19 protein-coding genes are annotated in these 18,480 nt (G+C 32.8%); 12 read left to right on the top strand and 7 right to left on the bottom strand.

The genetic code is table 11. From position 1 onward, the window contains the following. Entirely contained in the window at positions 1–609 is a 609-nt protein-coding gene (locus tag ACJJV4_RS08395; protein ID WP_405293353.1) for an IMPACT family protein, read from the top strand. Positions 610–637: 28 nt separating this feature from the next. On the opposite strand, the gene ACJJV4_RS08390 is transcribed toward ACJJV4_RS08395, so the two are convergent. Then, positions 638–1,042 (bottom strand): acyl-CoA thioesterase, encoded by a 405-nt coding sequence (locus ACJJV4_RS08390; protein ID WP_405293351.1) that lies wholly within the window; start codon positions 1,040–1,042, stop codon positions 638–640. A 181-nt stretch (positions 1,043–1,223) separates the two neighbouring features. Between ACJJV4_RS08390 and dnaA the strand changes: the two genes are divergently transcribed. Genes dnaA through ACJJV4_RS08375 form a run of 3 tightly spaced genes read left to right on the top strand, consistent with a single transcriptional unit; the run spans position 1,224 to position 3,837 of the window. Next, the gene (gene dnaA / locus ACJJV4_RS08385; RefSeq protein ID WP_159017702.1) at positions 1,224–2,651 is read left to right on the top strand and encodes a chromosomal replication initiator protein DnaA; all 1,428 of its coding nucleotides are present in this window, start codon (positions 1,224–1,226) and stop codon (positions 2,649–2,651) included. 12 nt (positions 2,652–2,663) lie between these two features. Beyond that, the gene (locus ACJJV4_RS08380) at positions 2,664–3,119 is read left to right on the top strand and encodes a low molecular weight protein-tyrosine-phosphatase (protein WP_405293349.1); all 456 of its coding nucleotides are present in this window, start codon (positions 2,664–2,666) and stop codon (positions 3,117–3,119) included. A 1-nt stretch (position 3,120) separates the two neighbouring features. Next, on the top strand, positions 3,121–3,837 hold the full coding sequence (locus ACJJV4_RS08375; protein WP_405293347.1) for an SAM-dependent methyltransferase: 717 nt from the start codon (positions 3,121–3,123) through the stop codon (positions 3,835–3,837). A 14-nt stretch (positions 3,838–3,851) separates the two neighbouring features. On the opposite strand, the gene ACJJV4_RS08370 is transcribed toward ACJJV4_RS08375, so the two are convergent. From ACJJV4_RS08370 to dapF, 5 genes are all read right to left on the bottom strand, one after another. After that, a complete protein-coding gene (locus ACJJV4_RS08370; RefSeq protein ID WP_405293345.1) occupies positions 3,852–4,514 on the bottom strand; it encodes a peptidoglycan-binding protein LysM in 663 nt (220 codons plus the stop codon). Between the two features lie 110 nt (positions 4,515–4,624). After that, entirely contained in the window at positions 4,625–5,536 is a 912-nt protein-coding gene (locus ACJJV4_RS08365) for a DUF2279 domain-containing protein (RefSeq protein ID WP_405293343.1), read from the bottom strand. Beyond that, the gene (gene mltG / locus ACJJV4_RS08360; RefSeq protein WP_405293341.1) at positions 5,536–6,579 is read right to left on the bottom strand and encodes an endolytic transglycosylase MltG; all 1,044 of its coding nucleotides are present in this window, start codon (positions 6,577–6,579) and stop codon (positions 5,536–5,538) included. The genes ACJJV4_RS08365 and mltG overlap by 1 nt, the downstream gene beginning before the upstream one ends. Further along, on the bottom strand, positions 6,580–7,104 hold the full coding sequence (locus tag ACJJV4_RS08355) for a GNAT family N-acetyltransferase (protein ID WP_405293339.1): 525 nt from the start codon (positions 7,102–7,104) through the stop codon (positions 6,580–6,582). Continuing rightward, positions 7,101–7,874: a diaminopimelate epimerase gene (dapF, locus tag ACJJV4_RS08350; protein WP_405293337.1), complete on the bottom strand. Its 774-nt coding sequence runs from the start codon at positions 7,872–7,874 to the stop codon at positions 7,101–7,103. The genes ACJJV4_RS08355 and dapF overlap by 4 nt, the downstream gene beginning before the upstream one ends. A 322-nt stretch (positions 7,875–8,196) precedes the next feature. Here dapF and ACJJV4_RS08345 point away from each other — a divergent pair, with 322 nt between their 5' ends. The 8 genes from ACJJV4_RS08345 (at position 8,197) to ACJJV4_RS08310 (ending at position 16,550) form a co-directional block, all read left to right on the top strand. Beyond that, positions 8,197–9,606 (top strand): trypsin-like peptidase domain-containing protein, encoded by a 1,410-nt coding sequence (locus tag ACJJV4_RS08345; RefSeq protein ID WP_405293335.1) that lies wholly within the window; start codon positions 8,197–8,199, stop codon positions 9,604–9,606. A 206-nt stretch (positions 9,607–9,812) separates the two neighbouring features. Then, the gene (locus ACJJV4_RS08340; protein WP_405293333.1) at positions 9,813–11,261 is read left to right on the top strand and encodes a glyceraldehyde-3-phosphate dehydrogenase; all 1,449 of its coding nucleotides are present in this window, start codon (positions 9,813–9,815) and stop codon (positions 11,259–11,261) included. Positions 11,262–11,394: 133 nt separating this feature from the next. Continuing rightward, the gene (locus tag ACJJV4_RS08335; RefSeq protein ID WP_405293331.1) at positions 11,395–12,009 is read left to right on the top strand and encodes a tRNA (guanine-N1)-methyltransferase; all 615 of its coding nucleotides are present in this window, start codon (positions 11,395–11,397) and stop codon (positions 12,007–12,009) included. Between the two features lie 137 nt (positions 12,010–12,146). Beyond that, entirely contained in the window at positions 12,147–12,824 is a 678-nt protein-coding gene (trmD, locus tag ACJJV4_RS08330) for a tRNA (guanosine(37)-N1)-methyltransferase TrmD (protein WP_405293329.1), read from the top strand. Positions 12,825–12,865: 41 nt separating this feature from the next. After that, a complete protein-coding gene (locus ACJJV4_RS08325; RefSeq protein WP_405293327.1) occupies positions 12,866–13,285 on the top strand; it encodes an RDD family protein in 420 nt (139 codons plus the stop codon). A 107-nt stretch (positions 13,286–13,392) separates the two neighbouring features. Then, positions 13,393–15,819 (top strand): phenylalanine--tRNA ligase subunit beta, encoded by a 2,427-nt coding sequence (gene pheT / locus ACJJV4_RS08320; RefSeq protein WP_405293325.1) that lies wholly within the window; start codon positions 13,393–13,395, stop codon positions 15,817–15,819. A 97-nt stretch (positions 15,820–15,916) separates the two neighbouring features. Then, entirely contained in the window at positions 15,917–16,153 is a 237-nt protein-coding gene (locus tag ACJJV4_RS08315; RefSeq protein WP_405293323.1) for a putative signal transducing protein, read from the top strand. A gap of 112 nt (positions 16,154–16,265) precedes the next feature. Next, positions 16,266–16,550: a DUF2007 domain-containing protein gene (locus ACJJV4_RS08310; protein ID WP_405293321.1), complete on the top strand. Its 285-nt coding sequence runs from the start codon at positions 16,266–16,268 to the stop codon at positions 16,548–16,550. Between the two features lie 274 nt (positions 16,551–16,824). On the opposite strand, the gene ACJJV4_RS08305 is transcribed toward ACJJV4_RS08310, so the two are convergent. Further along, the gene (locus ACJJV4_RS08305; protein WP_405293319.1) at positions 16,825–18,450 is read right to left on the bottom strand and encodes an ABC-F family ATP-binding cassette domain-containing protein; all 1,626 of its coding nucleotides are present in this window, start codon (positions 18,448–18,450) and stop codon (positions 16,825–16,827) included. Between the last annotated feature and the right edge of the window lie 30 nt (positions 18,451–18,480).

The raw sequence follows: 18,480 nt of genomic DNA, 5'->3' as shown, positions 1-18,480 counted from the left end.
TTGACTGAAAAAGACACTTATAAAACTATTACCAAAGCCATAGAACCTGTTTTATTTAAAGATAAAAACAGCAAATTCTTTGGCTATACCTTTCCTGTTTTAAATGAAGATGATGTAAAACTTCATATAGAAAAATTAAAAAAAGAGCATCATTCTGCTAGACACTGGTGTTACGCCTATCAACTAGGTACAGAAACCATAAGTTACCGCGCAAATGATGATGGTGAACCAAATAATAGTGCTGGTATGCCTATTTATGGACAAATTCAATCTTTTGATGTTACAAACATCTTAATTGTAGTTGTTCGCTATTTTGGAGGCATTAAACTAGGCGTTGGTGGTTTAATAAATGCATATAAAACCACCGCGCAACTTGCGTTAGAAGCATCTAAAATTATAGAAAAAACTATAAACATAGATTACCTCATTACTTTCGATTATAAAAACATGAATAAAGTAATGCGTGTTATTAAAGAGCGTAACTTAAATATCACGAATCAAAAATTAGAATTAGACTGTCAGATTACAATTTCCGTTAGAAAAAAAGAATCTGACAGCATTTTTGAAAAATTTAATCATCTTTTCGAAATAGAAATCAAGCAAATTTAATTTCAGCCAAAAAAAAAATAAAAAAATTTTATCTCTCAAGAATATCCAAAATATATTGAGGTGCTTTAGTTGGTCGCTTCGTTTTCATGTCTACAAACACCAAAATTGTACTTGCTGTAGATAAAAGCTCTCCCTTCTCATTTGTAATTTCGTACTCAAATTCTATTTTGGCAGTGGGTGTTTTTTTGAGTTGTGTTTTTACATTAATTAGGTCGTCGTAACCTGCTGGTTTTTTATAATTTACATGTAAAGAAACCACTGGCAACATAATTCCATTTTCTTCCATTGTTTTATAAGAAATCCCTAATTTTCGCAACCACTCAATACGGCCCATCTCTAAATATAATGCATAATTTCCGTGATACACAACACCCATTTGGTCGGTTTCACCGTATCTCACTCTTATTTGTATTTCATCGGATTTCACGAGCATATTTCAATATTTTTTTGTAGTTTCGACATGTGCTTAAACTTGAGGAAAAAATTCCAATTATTCAATAGTATTTCATTTTTTTTTTAAGAATTTTGTTCACATCTTTGCCAAACACAAAATGGAGGGATATGGAAAATTCGTTTTTCATCCATAAAATTAACAAACAACAAGAGTATTAAAAATGAGTATAACTGCGCAAACGGTATGGAATAATTGTCTAGAATTCATAAAGGATAATATTCAGCCGCAAGCTTATAAAACCTGGTTTGAACCAATAATAGCAGTTAAACTAACTGATAATGCTTTAAGCATACAGGTACCTAGTAAATTCTTTTATGAATGGCTAGAAGAGCACTATGTTAAGATTTTAAAAGTATCCTTAACAAAAGAATTAGGAGAAAAGGCCAAGCTAGTTTACATTATTAAAATGGAAAACACTTATGGTAACAAACAACCTTTTACAGAAAGAATTCCGAGTTCAAACAGAAGTGGTTTAAAATCACAAGATGTTGATATCCCTTTAAATAATAAAAACCCAGAATTACGTAATCCATTTGTTATTCCAGGTATTAGAAATGTAAAAATTGAATCGCAATTAAACCCTAATTACAGTTTTGAAAACTTTTTAGAAGGTGATTCTAACCGTTTAGCTAGAAGTGCAGGATTAGCTGTAGCGGCTAAGCCTGGTGGCACATCTTTTAATCCATTATTAATTTTTGGTGGTGTTGGTTTAGGTAAAACACATTTAGCGCACGCTATTGGTGTTGATATTAAAGATAAATATCCTGAAAAAACGGTTTTATATATTTCTGCTGAAAAATTCACGCAACAATATATCGATTCTGTTAAGAAAAATAATAGAAACGATTTTATTCATTTCTATCAAATTATAGATGTTTTAATTATTGATGATGTGCAATTCCTAACAGGAAAAACGGGAACACAAGATGTTTTCTTTCACATTTTTAATCATTTACATCAAAATGGAAAACAAGTGATATTAACAAGTGATAAAGCACCTGTTGATATGCAAGATATTGAACAACGTTTATTATCTCGTTTTAAATGGGGACTTTCAGCAGAGTTACAACATCCTGATTTTGAAACACGTGTTTCTATCCTAAAGAATAAACTATATCGTGATGGTGTTGAAATGCCTGATGACATTATAGACTATGTTGCAAAAAACATAAAAACTAATGTTCGTGAATTAGAAGGCGCTATAATTTCTTTAATAGCACAATCATCTTTCAACAAAAAAGAAATCACTATTGATTTAGCGAGAACTATTGTTGAGAAGTTTGTAAAAAACACAAAACGCGAAGTTTCTATAGATTATATTCAAAAAGTAGTATCGGATTATTTCCAAATGGATATCGATACGCTACAATCTAAAACTAGAAAACGTCATATTGTACAAGCCAGACAATTAGCTATGTTCTTTGCTAAGAAATTAACAAAAGCATCGTTAGCAAGTATTGGTTCTCAAATAGGCAAACGCGATCACGCAACGGTTTTACACGCATGTAAAACTGTAGACAACTTATCTTCAACAGATAAACAATTTAAAAAATACGTTGAAGATATTTCTAAAAAACTTTCTGTTTAAAACTGTTTAAAAATGAATAAAATTCTGATGGTATGCTTGGGAAACATTTGTCGTTCTCCACTTGCCGAAGGTATTTTAAGGTCAAAATTGCCCAAAACTTTCATTGTTGATTCAGCAGGAACCGCAAACTACCATACCGGTAATGCGCCAGATCCTCGCTCTATTGCTGTCGCTAAAAAGTACGGCATAAATATTTCGAACTTAAGAGGAAGGCAGTTTTCTGTTTCTGATTTTGATAGCTTCGATATTATTTTCGTTATGGACGACTCTAACTACAACAACGTTATAAAATTGGCGAGAAACAATGAAGATATCTCTAAAGTAAACTTTATTTTAAACGAAATTTACCCAGCTCAAGATTTTAATGTACCAGATCCTTATTACGGAGGTCCTAATGGGTTTGAAAACATCTATAACATGCTAAATGAGGCATGTATAACTATTGCCCATAATTTAACTTCGGAATAAAATGACATCTGCTATTGGACAACTTTTTTTAATACCAACCACTTTAGGAGACAACAATCCGCTTGATGTTTTACCTATAACTGTAAAAAACACTATAGATAAAATTGATGTTTTTATTGTTGAAAATGAAAAAACAGCACGTCGATTTATAAAAAAAATATGTCCAGAAAAATCGCAACCGTCGTTAAAACTGTTTCTGTTAAACAAACGTACTGAAATTAGCGAGCTACCCGCATTTCTTAACCCATGTTTAACAGGTATTAATGTTGGACTTTTATCAGAGGCTGGTTGTCCTGGTGTTGCAGACCCAGGAGCCGATGTTGTAAAAATAGCACACGAAAAAAATATAAAAGTGGTCCCTCTTGTTGGTCCATCATCTATTTTAATGGCCATGATGAGTTCAGGAATGAACGGACAAAGCTTTGCCTTTAATGGCTACTTGCCTATCGATAAAGCAGAGCGAAAGTCTGAAATTAAGCGCCTTGAGCGCTTATCTTTCGAGCACAATCAATCTCAGTTATTTATTGAAACTCCGTATAGAAATAACAAAATGCTAGAAGATTTAAGTAGTATTTTGGAAAACAACACAGATATCTGTGTCGCTTGTGATATTACTTTAGATACCGAATTTATCAAAACTAAAAGCGCCATAGCATGGCAAAAAAATAGCGTTGATCTTCATAAAAGACCAACGCTGTTTATTATACATAAAAGCTAAATTTAAAACCCCTTTTAGATTGCTTTTGCTCTTCTATCTGGTTTAACAAACGATGTGTCGTAACCAGAAAACCGCTTCATGTAATACTGCACAGTAGTTCCAAAACCATCAGCAAAGTTATCTAAACCATAACTTCTTAAATACGTTTTCACACTACCAGGACCCGCTAAATGTGCAGCTGCCAAAATACCAGATTCTGTTACTAACACGCCATTAATGCGTCGTCCTACAAAGTTTTTAATGTCACGTCGCAAAATCCATTTGTTTCTTGCAGCGTTAGCAATAAATGCTTTTTCTTGTAATTTAGGGCTTTTTAAAAATTGCTCTGGGTTATTAATCCCAATCATCTTTAAAGTTTCAGTCCCAAATTGATATTTGCCTAAATAACCAAAAGTATTTACTGTTGTGTAATTACCTCTAGATTCTTTAAAGCCTATCGCTTCTTTAAATCCTACAAATGATTTTCCCAAAAATGGAGAAAACTCATTGTCCTCGTCGTTTGACAGTAAAACATCATTCTTGATGTCTTCGTCGAGGCTTACAGTATAATCTAACTCTAAACCTGCTGTTGAATATTTACTTAAATCTACAATCGAATCATTAGATGAAAACGACACACTTAACACAATTACTGTAAAAAGTACTAAGACTAAGTAACTTGCAATATTCTTTGTCATAATGTCTAAATTCTTCAGTGAAATTACAATTTAAAATCACCTGAAATTTTGAGCGTGCAAAGATACGCAATTTTATAAAACTAACAAAATTAATCGTTTAACTACACGATTCAAATGTATAATAGATGAAATACACACCCTTTTTTACCAAATTCGAGCGTTGGAAATGGAATTTTTATCATATTAAAAACACTAAAAATCGTTTTTAGAAAGGCTGAATTTGTTTTTATATGCTCTAAATCAACATCTAGACTTAAGAAGACTTGTCTATACCGTGAATCACTGATTAACAATTCGTTACTGCTATGTTTTGTACCCGATAACATCGCCTCACCACCATAACCTACAGCTATATTAAGCCATTTTGGTATTTTACTTTCCTTAAAGAATGCATGTAGATTAGCACTCAACCAATATGTTTGACCATTATAGTCCTTTAAAACCTCCTCAAGAAGTCCATTTCCGAGTTTATCAGGGTTTTGTTTAGCGTATTTTGTTTGATGAAAACTATATTTAAGTGCAATTCTTTGTTCTTTCCACAATAATTGTTGCCCAATATACAAACTTGTTCCCGATGCATTTGCTAATATATCACCCCAAGAAAAACCCCATTCTTGAGAGTATCCATCTAAAATTTCAACAGCAGAAAGAAATCCAAATCCTAATGTAGCTCCATAAAGCGATTGGTCTTTTTCACTTACGCCACTCCAGTTTAAAAGCTGAGCACCATGTTTCCCTATTTGATAGGCTGAAAAGGCATGGCCAAACTTATCTAGTTGCAACCATTCAGCATTATCGTTTATAGTATGAAACTTTGAGCGCTTGTAATCTGCATACCACAATTGATTTAAACCAATTAAAGCAATGCTACTAATCGCAACTTCACTGTAAACCACAACATTCCTACGAGCTGTATGCAAAGAATCACTAGGGATAAAAAAAGAATTAAACTCTGTTTGAGAAAATCCAAAAGCCGAAATTATAAGCAGGAATAGCGAGAACTTCGCTTTAGAAGCAACCACTACCTGTTAATTCCTTGAGCAGATAAATAACGTTGATACTCTCTGGCATTTACATTGTGCTGAGATAATGTTTTCGCGAATTTATGAAATCCGAACTTTTTAGCATTTGCTGCAAAGTATAGATATTGATGCTTTTGGAAATTTAAAACCGCATCTATAGCCGAGATATCAGGCATGGCAATTAAGCCAGGAGGTAATCCACGATTTTTGTATGTATTATAAGGAGATTCAATGTCTTTGTGCACATTTAAAACACGTTTAATTATCGTGTTTTTGTATTTAGGAAGTTGATATGCCGCAAATTTTAAAGTAGGATCGGCTTGCAGTGGCATGCCAATTCTTAACCTATTCATGTACACACCTGCAATGGTTGGTTGCTCACTAGCTTGTTTAGATTCCTCGTAAACAATAGAGGCCAATGCAATTACTTCATTAGGTTCTAAACCAATAGCTTCAGCTTTTTTTGTTCTAGTAGCATTCCAAAAACGCTTATATTCTTTTAGCATTCTATTTCTAAAACCTTCTGCATCAGTATTCCAGAAAAATTCGTAGCTATTAGGCAAGTACATCCCTAGAGCTGTTGCCTCATTAAACTTATTTTCAGCCAGAAACGTTTTATCCTTCATGGCTTTCAACAAAGACAAACTATCAGCTTCAATTTCATTAGAAATACGGCCTGCAAGTTTTTCTAAAGTAGATTGGTTATTAAAAGATACTTTTATAGCTATATTACCACTTCTTATAGAATTGATAATATCATTATTTGTCATTCCTTTTTTTATAGCAAACTTCCCTGCCCTAATATTAGAAGTGTATTTTTTTTGCTCAGCCAAATCATCAAACGACTCAATATCATCAAGTAGAGGTTCTAATTGACTTCTAACCTCGCTATAATTTGCATTACTAGATATATAAACATAAGCCATTTCATTATTAAAAGCTGTATTTGGCCTTAGCATTGCCTTGTAAACAAAGTTTGCAAAAAATGCACCCACGAGAAGTCCAATAATAGCAAGAGCAATAAGTATTTTTTTTATATACATTTAATTTTTTATAAGCTGAAATAAATATTCATTTTTATAAGAACCATTGACATAGTTCCAATCTTTTTTTAATCCAATTTGTTCAAACCCCTGATTGGTAAACAATTTGATACTCGTAGTGTTCTCTTCAGAAATATTACAATATAACTGATGAAGATCTAAATGTGTGAAACTATAGTTTATTAACAAAGCCAAAGCTTCCTTACCAGCACCTTTACTCCTATTAACTTCATCTTTAATTAAAATTCCAATACCAGCACGACCGTTTTTAAAATCGAAATCGAATAAATCGATCAGACCAATTGCTTTATTTTCATTTGTTGAAATCACTAAACGAAGTTGTTTTACATCATAAATATCACGGTGAGCTTCCTCTAAATATTGCTTAATTAAAAATTTAGAATATGGCGTTTGCGTATTACTAATTTCCCAAACAGCCTCATCGTTTTCAACAGCATGAATAAATTCTAAATCTTCAGGCTCTAAAGCGCGCAAATAAACATGTTCGCCTTTTAGAGTTATCATATCTCGCCTTTAAATACAAATTTTGCAGGACCAATAAGCCAAACATTTTTGTAAACACCATTCTCAACATCGAAGCTTACTTTCAATTTTCCGCCTTGAACGTTTAATTTAATCAAGGTTTCCGTAGTTTCCTTTATCGCATGCATGGCAATAGCAACGGCTGTTACACCTGTTCCACAAGATAAAGTTTCATCTTCAACACCACGCTCGTAAGTACGTACTCTAAAAACTTCATCATTTACCTTTTTTACAAAATTCACGTTTGTACCTTCAGTAAAATAAGGCTCACCATTTCTAATTTTAGAACCTTTCTCCTTAATATCAAAATACTCGATAGCATCCTCAAATTGTACATGGTGTGGTGATCCTGTGTTTAAAAACACATGATTATCAAACTTTTCTACAACATCAACATCCAACATTTGTAACTTCACAATATCACCTTCAATTTCAGCATGATGCAAACCATCAATAGCTTCAAAAACAGCTTTATCTTCAATTACACCCAATTGTTTCGCAAAAGCAACCAAACAGCGTCCGCCATTTCCACACATGGTACTTTCATTTCCATCGGCATTATAATACACCATTTTAAAATCTAGCGTATCATGATTTTCCAGAAGAATAAGTCCGTCTGCTCCTATTCCAAAACGTCTATCGCATAAAAAAGCAATATTTTTGGTGTCTCTTTTATTGAACGCTTGCTCACGGTTATCAACCATAACAAAATCGTTACCTGTTCCTTGATATTTATAAAAAGTCTGTTGCATAATATGTCAACAAATATATGAATAAAGAATGTAATTTTCTGCCCACTAATTCGGTAAATAATACAGAAAAACATAAAATTAACACTATAAAACCTATTAGGTTTTATTAGCTTTTTAAGCCACAAACACAGACAATAAACATTAATTATCACAACTTTAATAGGGTGTAAAAATTAAAAAGGCTATTCTCTTTCTGTGTTAAATAGGCGTTAAAGTGCAAGTTAAAAATCGTTAAAAATTAATTTTGTGTGTGGTAAATAATTAATTTTAATCTGTTCAAATAAATAGAACACAATTTTAAACACTAAAAATTATAGATCATATGAAGAAGATTTTAACCTTAGTAATGGTATCCGTATTAGGTGGTGTTATAACCCTTGGTGCATACAAAGTTTTTTTAGAAAAAGAAAACAAAGTGGTGGTTGCAGCAAATAACGAGCAACCCACCTTTTTACCAACAAATAATTTAAACATGGCGCTTAGCGCTGCCGAAAACACCGATTTTACAAATGCTGCAGATAATACGGTACATGCTGTAGTACACGTAAAAAACGTTACGATAAGTTCTGGACAAATGACACTGCAAGATTTCTTTTCAGGAAGAAGCCCTCAACGTGCACAAATGGGCACAGGCTCTGGTGTCATTATTAATGCCGACGGATACATTGTTACTAATAACCACGTTATTAAAAACGCTAGCGAACTTTCGGTAACCCTAAATAATAATAAAACGTATACTGCTGAAGTTGTTGGAACCGATCCAAAAACCGATATCGCTTTATTAAAAATTGATGCCGATGAAGATTTACCTTATGTTACTTTTGGAGATTCTGATGGTGTGCAAATTGGTGAATGGGTTTTAGCTGTTGGAAACCCGTTTAACCTAACCTCTACTGTAACGGCAGGAATAATAAGTGCAAAATCTAGAGATTTAACAGGGCAAAGCTCTCAGTCTTTTTTACAAACCGATGCCGCTGTTAACCCAGGAAACTCAGGTGGTGCACTAGTAAATACCAATGGAGAATTAATTGGTATTAACACTGCAATTTCATCTCAAACCGGTTCTTATGTCGGGTACTCTTTTGCTGTACCGAGTAATATTGCCCGTAAAGTTATTGAAGATATAATGGAATTTGGAAACGTGCAGAATGGCGTATTAGGCATACAAGGCGGAACTTTTAATAGCGCTGTAGCGGAAGAAATGGGTGTTAATTATGCTGAAGGCGTTTATGTGGCGGAAGTAATAAAAAACTCTGGAGCCGAAAAAGCAGGTATAAAAAAAGGAGATGTTATTAAGAAATTAGACAATATTGAAATCTCTAAATTTGAAGATTTAAGCGGGTACATTAAAACAAAACGTCCTAATGATGTAGTTAATGTTGAACTTTATAGAAAGGACGATTTAAAATCAGTTTCGGTAACCTTAACAAAAACTGAAATGTTTACCGTTAATTTCATGAAAATGGATTTACAAGATTTATCAGACTCTTTTAAGGAGAAATACCAAATAGATTACGGTGTAATTATTAAGAATACAGAAAACAAATGGTTGTATTCTAACTTGGGTATTACTGAAGGTTATATCATTACTGGAATTAACGATACTAAAATTGAGAGCATCGAGGATATTTCAAAATTAAAAGAAAAATATGGTGAAGATATTTTAGATAACATAAAAAAACTAGAATACATTAATACAAGAAAAGAGAAAAAAGAAGTTCTTTTTAAATAAAAATTGTTTGAATTTGTGTTAGTGAAACCTCTTTAAAGCGTAAAGTTTTAAAGAGGTTTCTTTTTTACTATGGCTTATATATTTTAACATAAAAACAAAGGAAATAATTAGATATTTTAAGCGTAAAAAAACTTTAAAAAACACGCTACGAAAACGTTTGAAATATAGTATTTTTGCAAAAAACTATAACTAAAACTATCTAAACTATGTCCTTTAACAAAACTTACGAAAAGGAATTAGCATTTCAGGCCGACAGACGTCGAGCAACTGTAGAATTTATTAAAATTATTAGTGATCTCTGGTACGATAAATCTATAGAACTCGTACTTTTTAGAAACCAGCTTATAGACCGTAATGTTAGCCAAATTTTAAATCTTCACGAATATGCTGGTAAATTTGTACAAAAACCAATTTCTATTTTCGATTCGGTAGAAATTGCACAAGCCATTAAAATGCTTAATGTTCCGCCTGCTAAACTCGACATCGGAAAATTAACTTTTGAGTTTCAAGGAGAAGACAATAAACATAACAATGCTACGGCATTTGTTTCTTCAAAATTAAAAGAAGCCCATAAAAATGGTGGTATCGATCCAAAAAACGTTGTGCTTTACGGATTTGGTAGAATTGGCCGTTTAGTAGCTCGAGAACTTATGGCCAAAACAGGTCAAGGTAGCCAAATGAGATTAAGAGCTATTGTAACTCGCGGAACCATTGATGAGCAAATTTTAGAAAAACGTGCTGCGCTTTTACGTAACGATTCTGTACATGGTGATTTTTCTGGAACCGTTTCTATCGATGTTGAAAACCAAGCTTTAATTATTAATGGCACCACTGTAAAAATTATTTCCGCCAATAATCCAGAAGATATTGATTATACTCAATTTGGTATAGATAATGCCTTGGTTATTGATAATACCGGTGCTTTTAGAGATAAAAAAGCTCTAGGTAGACATTTAAAATCTAAAGGTATTAATAAAGTTTTACTTACTGCGCCAGGGAAAGGCATACCTAACATTGTTTATGGTGTAAATCATAAAGAAAATAATCCAGATAACCATAATATTTTCTCTGCGGCATCATGCACCACCAACGCTATTACTCCTATTTTAAAAGTTATTGAAGATTCTTTCGGTATCATCAGTGGTCATTTAGAAACTATTCACGCTTATACTAACGACCAAAATTTAGTTGATAATTTTCACGGAAAATATCGCCGTGGCCGTGCTGCTGCATTAAATATGGTAATTACCGAAACTGGTGCAGGTGTCGCGGTATCTAAAGCGTTACCAAGCTTAGAAGGAAAATTAACCTCTAATGCCATTCGTGTACCTGTACCTAATGGTTCTTTGGCTATTCTAAATTTAGAGCTTCATAATAAAACATCGCTTTCGGGTATAAATACTATTTTAAAAAAATATGCTTTAGAAGGTGATTTGGTCGAACAAATAAAATATGAATTAAGCGACGAATTAGTCTCTAGCGATATTGTAGGATGCTCTGCCCCTTCTATATATGATAGCAAGGCCACCATTGTTAGAAAAGATGGTAAAAACATCATACTATATATATGGTATGATAATGAGTACGGCTATAGCCATCAAGTTATTAGGTTGGCCAAATATATTTCTAAAGTACGTAGGTTTACATATTATTAATTTCAAACATCTAAAATAAAATGTTACCCGTATATAAATTAGCCTCATTTTAATGAGGCTTTTTAACTAATTATAATCATATTTTCATAACTTCGTAAACCGATTTCAACCTATAAAAAAATTATTCTTAGAAATGAATTTTACTAAACAACTCTTCTTTATAACTTGCGCATTTTTATTAACGCTTTCGTCTTTTTCTCAAACAGATGCTACTCAAGAAGAAGACAAACTATCTTTAAACAGTGGCTCTATAGATAACCAATTCGAGTTTGTTATCCGTCGTTCTAACAGTTGGCAAGATTATAAAACCGTAAAGAAAACATGGTTATATACCCTTAAAGCACATACTTTAGATTCTTTAAAAGCGGTGCATAAAGATTTAGCCGATACGCAAGTGGTGGTTGAAACTCAAGCAAAAGAAATCTCAGATTTAAAATTAAATCTTTCTAACACAAAAATAGACTTAGAAAAAACGAATACAGAAAAAGATAACATGGCTTTATTTGGTTTGCAAATGAGTAAATCGAGCTATAATGTTCTTATGTGGTCTATTATTGGAGGCCTATTAGCTTTTCTATTATTCTTTATATATAAGTTCAATAATAGTAACTCCATTACACGTGCAGCAAAGAAAAGCTTAGCCGAAACGGAGGAAGAGTTTGAAGAACACCGAAAAACCGCACTCGAACGTGAACAAAAAGTACGTCGCCAATTGCAAGATGAAATAAATAAGCAGAAAAAAGCTTAAAAGTACAATCTATATCACTTAAACTCCGCAATTTTTATTGCGGAGTTTTTTTATACTATACTTTAAAAGTTATCGAGTAAAACTTAATTAAAAATACCAAACAATTAATTTATCTTTGCGGCAGATAAAAACAAATCATGCGTATAGATATTATTACCGTTTTACCAGAATTATTAAAAAGCCCGTTTGAAGCATCTATTTTAAAACGAGCTATTGAAGCCGGTTTGGTAGAAGTACATTTTCATAATTTACGAGATTATACTACCGATAATTACAAATCTATAGACGACACACAATTTGGTGGAGGTGCAGGCATGGTTATGATGGTAGAACCTATTGATAAGTGTATTTCTGCATTAAAAGTTCAACGTGAATACAACGAAGTTATTTACATGACGCCCGATGGCGAAACCTTGAAACAAGGTATTGCCAACCAATTATCAATGCACGAAAATATTATAATTTTATGCGGTCACTATAAAGGTGTAGACCAACGTGTACGCGATCAATTTATTACACGCGAAATTTCCATTGGAGACTATGTACTTTCTGGTGGCGAATTGGGTGCCGCTGTGCTTTGCGATGCCATTATTAGATTAATACCTGGTGTTTTGGGTAATGAAACCTCTGCCCTAACCGATTCTTTTCAAGACAATCTATTAGCGCCGCCAATTTACACAAAACCAAGAGAATATAAAGGCTGGAAAGTCCCTGAATTATTGTTTAGTGGTAATTTTCCTGAAATTGAAAAATGGAGAGAAGAACAAGCTTATGAGCGTACCAAAAAACTTCGACCAGATTTATTGGATGAATAAATAATGATTCTTTAGAAATTAAACAAACTGATACGTGTTAGATGAAAACCGAATACACAGCAATAACTACTAGAATTAAAGCTGTAATAATTGGCACCATTGCTATTATTGTTTTAATGTACGTTACTGCTGAAATTTTTAATGTTTTTGAAAATATCCCTAACTACATTAGAATATCAGTTTTTGTTAGCTTATTTATACTTTATGAACCTGTTTTAGTATCTCTATTTGGCGCTACTTTAGGGCATTTTTTTAATGATATTGTTGTAAAACAAGAAGCCAATGAAAATAAAAACCTTAGTTTTCCTTTTGCTCTCATTCGTTTTATTACAAAATCGTTACTAGGTTGGATCTCATTACTAACCATTAACGGCAACCTCAAAAAGAAAGCCATTCACGATTATGTGGCACAATCTGTTGTCCGTCCTTATAAACCAAATAAAAAAGCACCTCTTCAATAATTTTTCATCTTAAAAGTTTTCACATTTTCCCCAAACAATTCACAACCCTTTGTTTGAAAGCTAAGCTCAAATATTTTATCTTTGCTCGCTTAATACGAAAATGATTTATGAAGATTTCATACAACTGGTTAAAGCAATTTTTAAAAACAGATTGGACTCCAGAACAAACTAGCGAATTACTTACCGATTTAGGACTAGAGGTTGAAGGAATAGAAACCTATCAATCTGTAAAAGGCGGATTAGAAGGCGTTGTAGTTGGAGAAGTTTTAACTTGTATAAAACACCCAAACGCAGACAAACTAAACATTACTACAGTAGATATTGGTTTAGATGGACCGGTACAAATTGTATGTGGTGCACCAAATGTTGCCGCAGGACAAAAAGTACCTGTTGCCACTATTGGAACCACCTTATACTCGGAAGAAGGTGAAGCATGGACTATTAAAAAAGGAAAAATTAGAGGTGAGGAAAGCTTCGGGATGATTTGTGCTGAAGACGAGCTTGGTTTAGGGAAATCTCACGATGGTATTTTAGTGTTAGATGAAAATTTAAAAGTAGGTACACCTGTAGCCGATATTTTCGATATAGAAAATGATCAGGTTTTTGAAATTGGATTAACTCCAAACCGCGCAGACGCCATGAGCCATTACGGAACTGCTCGCGATTTAAAAGCTGGATTAATACAAAAAGACATAAACTTAGAACTCATTACGCCATCGGTAAGTGCTTTTCACGTAGAAAATCGCACACTTAAAATGGATATTGATGTACAAGATAAAGAATTAGCACCTCGATATTGTGGTATTACGCTCTCTGGTATAAAGGTCGAAGAATCTCCGGCGTGGTTACAACACCGTTTAAAAGCTATTGGTTTAAGCCCTATAAATAATATTGTAGATGCCACTAATTACGTTTTACACGAATTAGGACAGCCACTACATGCTTTTGATGCTGCAAAAATTACAGGCAACAAAGTTGAAGTTAAAACCTTAGCAGCAGGAACAAAATTTACAACACTTGATGGTGTAGAACGTGAATTGCACGAAGATGATTTAATGATTTGTGATGCTGAAAAACCCATGTGTATTGCTGGTGTTTTTGGTGGATTAAATTCTGGAGTTTCAGAGCACACTACAAGTATATTTTTAGAAAGCGCCTATTTTAACCCAGTAAGTGTGCGTAAAACGGCAAAAAGACACGCGTTAAATACCGATGCTTCTTTTAGATTCGAGCGAGGAATAGATCCTAATATTACAGGTTATGCATTAAAACGTGCCGCCCTATTAATCCAAGAATTAGCTGGAGGAGAAATTACTAGCGATATTATAGATTTTTACCCAAAGAAAATTCAAGATTTCGAAGTGCGTTTAAGCTTTGAAAATGCAGAGAAATTAATTGGAGAAGAAATACCAAAGGAAACCATAAAACGTATTCTTTCTTCTTTAGACATAAAAGTTAACAATGTTACCGAAACCGGATTAGGATTAACTGTACCAGCATACCGAAATGATGTGCAACGTGAAGCAGATATTATAGAAGAAATTTTACGTGTTTACGGTTACAACAATGTAAAAACTACCGAAAAACTAAATGCTTCTATTTCTACAACATCCCGTTTTGAGGATTATAAAATTCAGAATATTGTAGGAAATCAATTAGCAGCGCAAGGCTTTTTTGAAATACTATCAAACTCTTTAACAACTCCTAAATACGCCGCTCTAAGCGAGCAATTACAAGAAGAACACAACATTACCATGCTAAATCCATTGAGTAATGATTTATCTGTTATGAGACAATCCTTATTATTTTCTGGTTTAGAGGCTGTATCATTCAACATCAACAGAAAACGTGGAGATTTAAAACTTTTCGAATTCGGAAAAACCTATCATGGTTTTCAAGATAAACGTGAAGAATTTAAGCACTTAGCTATATTTTCAACAGGAAATCAATCTCAAGATAATTGGATTTCGGCTAACCAAAAGAGTGATTTCTTTTTTATGAAAGGAAGTATTATTTCTATTTTAGAACGTTTAGGAATTTCTAGATTTAGTGAAGCCCCAACAAAAAACGATTTAATAAGTGAAGGTATTAGCTTAGGTTTAGGAAAAACAACTTTAGTAGATTTTGGTTTAGTTAAAAAGCAAGTTTTAAAACATTTTGATATTAGCCAAGATGTTCTTTTTGCCGATTTTAATTGGGACGCCATTTTAGACGTTGTTAAACGCAATAAAATAACTTTTAAAGCCATTACCAAATACCCAGAAGTAAAGCGCGATTTCGCCCTGCTATTGGATGATAACGTAACATTTGATTCTATTTACAAACTAGCGAAACAAAGTGAAAAGCAATTACTAAAATCTGTAAACCTTTTTGATGTTTACCAAGGTAAAAACTTACCTTCAGGAAAAAAGAGTTATGCGGTAAGTTTTACACTTCAAGATGAAAATAAAACGCTAACCGATAAACAAATTGATAAAATAATGAATAAGCTGCAATCTAGTTTTGAAAGACAGCTGGGTGCAGAATTAAGGTAGTTAAACACCTGTTAAAAATAAAAAGTCGGCTATGGCCGGCTTTTTTTGTGTTTAAAAATGTTGTATATTTAGTAATAACATTAAACTAAATTTTATCATGACAAATTCAAACTATATAAAAGTATTTAGCGGAGATTTTATTGTTGTAAAACGTATCATTTCCGATTTAGAAAATGAAGATATTACTGCAGTAGTAAAAGATGAAACTGAATCCGGAAGATTGGCTGGTTTTGGACCATCTGTATATGGACTTCAAGAAATTTTTGTTCATAAAGATGAACTTCAACGAGCCACTTCTATAATTGAAAATACAAATTTGGAAATAGAGCCATAGTTTAACTGTTGGCGCCCACGATTAAAGTTAACTGATTTTTAACGCTTTATAACTTTTATTGCATTCTATTATTTACTATCTTGTAGGAAGAAACTTTTTAAAACAAACTAAAATGAAAAACTACACTAAAGTATTTACAGGAAATCTCAATGATGTACAGCGGGTTTATAATGATTTAGCCGAATTAAATATTTGCGCTATCATTAGAGCCAAATCGAAATTTGAACGTATTAATTATCCGGGTGATATAAACCAGACCATACAAGATATATTAGTGCATCAAGACGAAATTGAACGAGCAACACAAGTTATTGATAATTTAATGGGTAAAAATGCTTCTGCATTATCAAGAGGCAATTCTAAAGGTAAAGTAAGTCGCAATCAACATTATGCGTAATCCATAATACTTTTGGTTTTTCATCCTATTATATTTCTCTCAACTAGACACTAAAAAATATTTGGTTTTAAAGACAACATATAAAAACCATATAATTTACCACACCACAAAGGACCTTTTTTAAGGTCCTTTTTTTATGCTTTAGAGCATCCAGAAGAGGCGACTAAATTAAGTTTAAAGCAAAAAAAAAGTTTATTGAAAATGAGTTTCCAATAAACTTTTATCTCTAATTATTTAAATGAGCTAACTATATATAGAAAGCTCCTTAATACTTTTAAGCTTTTACAGTGTACATTTTATCACGTAATTCTTTAATGTTTTTATCCTGCATATACTCATCGAACGTTGTATAACGATCTATAACACCATTAGGAGTTAGTTCTACTACTCTATTGGCAACTGTTTGTGCAAACTCATGATCGTGAGTAGTAAATAAAATAGTGCCCTTAAAGTTTGTAAGTGAGTTGTTAAATGCGGTAATACTTTCTAAATCTAAATGGTTTGTAGGCTCATCTAATTGTAAAACATTAGCTCTCATCATCATCATTCTAGATAGCATACATCTTACTTTTTCACCTCCAGATAATACAGACGATTTTTTAAATGCTTCCTCACCACTAAAAATCATTTTACCAAGGAAACCACGAATATTTACTTCTTCGCGTTCTTCCTCTGTAGTTGCGTATTGACGTAACCAATCGATTAAAGTAAGTTCATTATTAAAAAAGGCATCATTATCTAATGGTAAATAAGATTGTGTTGTGGTTACACCCCACATAAATTTACCTGAATCTGCCTTTTCATTATTATTTAAAATTTCATAAAATGCTGTTGTCGCTCTAGAATCTCTAGAGAACACTACCACTTTATCGCCTTTAGCTAAATTTAGGTCAATATCTTTAAAAAGTAATTCACCTTCTAACGATGCAGTTAAACCTTCAATATTTAAAATTTGATCTCCAGCTTCTCTTTCACGTTCAAAAATAATAGCAGGATAACGACGACTAGTACGTCTAATATCTCCAATATTTAATTTCTCAATCATCTTCTTTCTACTAGTTGCTTGTTTACTTTTTGCAACGTTGGCAGAAAAACGACGAATAAATTCTTCTAATTCTTTTTTCTTCTCTTCAGCTTTCTTGTTTTGCTGTGCGTGTTGGCGTGCTGCTAATTGAGACGACTCGTACCAGAACGTATAGTTACCTGAGTAATGGTTTATTTTTCCAAAGTCAATATCAGAAATATGTGTACAAACCGCATCCAAAAAGTGTCTATCGTGCGATACAACAATCACACAATTATCATAATTAGCTAAAAAGTTTTCTAACCAAGAAATCGTTTCGTAATCCAAATCATTGGTAGGCTCATCCATAATTAGCACATCTGGACTACCAAATAAAGCTTGTGCTAGCAACACACGTACTTTTTGCTTACCATCCAAATCTGCCATTAATGTATAATGAAACTCTTCTTTTATGCCTAAATTCGAAAGCATAGAAGCGGCATTACTATCTGCATTCCAACCATCCATTTCTTCAAACTGAACCTGAAGTTCGCCAATTTTTTCAGCATTTTCATCTGTGTAATCAGCGTAAAGGGCATCAATTTGAGTTTTAATATCAAACAATGGTTTATTCCCCATTAAAATAGTTTCTAATACCGTGCTCTCGTCATACAAGTTGTGGTTTTGTTCTAAAACCGACATACGCTTACCGGCCTCTAAAGAAACATGCCCAGAGGTTGGCTCCATTTTACCCGAAATAATCTTTAAAAAAGTAGATTTTCCAGATCCGTTTGCACCAATAATACCGTAGCAATTGCCGTTATTGAATGTTGTGCTCACTTCATCAAATAGAATGCGTTTTCCGAATTGAACAGAAAGATTTGAAACTGATAACATAAAGTTGTTTATTTTTTTGCAAAAGTAGAA

It is taken from the genome of Algibacter sp. Ld11 (assembly GCF_045066735.1).
In the GTDB taxonomy this organism is placed as follows: domain Bacteria; phylum Bacteroidota; class Bacteroidia; order Flavobacteriales; family Flavobacteriaceae; genus Algibacter.
Note: the sequence above shows the minus strand (reverse complement) of the source record. Positions and strands in the feature narration are given on the sequence as shown.

Excerpts from the sequence above, each read along its gene's own strand:
- ACJJV4_RS08305 (WP_405293319.1), bottom strand. The coding sequence starts at position 18,450 with ATGTTATCAGTTTCAAATCTTTCTGTTCAATTCGGAAAACGCATTCTA.
- ACJJV4_RS08370 (WP_405293345.1), bottom strand. The coding sequence starts at position 4,514 with ATGACAAAGAATATTGCAAGTTACTTAGTCTTAGTACTTTTTACAGTA.
- ACJJV4_RS08325 (WP_405293327.1), top strand. The coding sequence starts at position 12,866 with ATGAAAACCGAATACACAGCAATAACTACTAGAATTAAAGCTGTAATA.
- ACJJV4_RS08390 (WP_405293351.1), bottom strand. The coding sequence starts at position 1,042 with ATGCTCGTGAAATCCGATGAAATACAAATAAGAGTGAGATACGGTGAA.
- mltG (WP_405293341.1), bottom strand. The coding sequence starts at position 6,579 with ATGTATATAAAAAAAATACTTATTGCTCTTGCTATTATTGGACTTCTC.
- dnaA (WP_159017702.1), top strand. The coding sequence starts at position 1,224 with ATGAGTATAACTGCGCAAACGGTATGGAATAATTGTCTAGAATTCATA.
- ACJJV4_RS08375 (WP_405293347.1), top strand. The coding sequence starts at position 3,121 with ATGACATCTGCTATTGGACAACTTTTTTTAATACCAACCACTTTAGGA.
- dapF (WP_405293337.1), bottom strand. The coding sequence starts at position 7,874 with ATGCAACAGACTTTTTATAAATATCAAGGAACAGGTAACGATTTTGTT.
- ACJJV4_RS08310 (WP_405293321.1), top strand. The coding sequence starts at position 16,266 with ATGAAAAACTACACTAAAGTATTTACAGGAAATCTCAATGATGTACAG.
- trmD (WP_405293329.1), top strand. The coding sequence starts at position 12,147 with ATGCGTATAGATATTATTACCGTTTTACCAGAATTATTAAAAAGCCCG.
- pheT (WP_405293325.1), top strand. The coding sequence starts at position 13,393 with ATGAAGATTTCATACAACTGGTTAAAGCAATTTTTAAAAACAGATTGG.
- ACJJV4_RS08335 (WP_405293331.1), top strand. The coding sequence starts at position 11,395 with ATGAATTTTACTAAACAACTCTTCTTTATAACTTGCGCATTTTTATTA.
- ACJJV4_RS08380 (WP_405293349.1), top strand. The coding sequence starts at position 2,664 with ATGAATAAAATTCTGATGGTATGCTTGGGAAACATTTGTCGTTCTCCA.
- ACJJV4_RS08345 (WP_405293335.1), top strand. The coding sequence starts at position 8,197 with ATGAAGAAGATTTTAACCTTAGTAATGGTATCCGTATTAGGTGGTGTT.
- ACJJV4_RS08340 (WP_405293333.1), top strand. The coding sequence starts at position 9,813 with ATGTCCTTTAACAAAACTTACGAAAAGGAATTAGCATTTCAGGCCGAC.
- ACJJV4_RS08315 (WP_405293323.1), top strand. The coding sequence starts at position 15,917 with ATGACAAATTCAAACTATATAAAAGTATTTAGCGGAGATTTTATTGTT.
- ACJJV4_RS08355 (WP_405293339.1), bottom strand. The coding sequence starts at position 7,104 with ATGATAACTCTAAAAGGCGAACATGTTTATTTGCGCGCTTTAGAGCCT.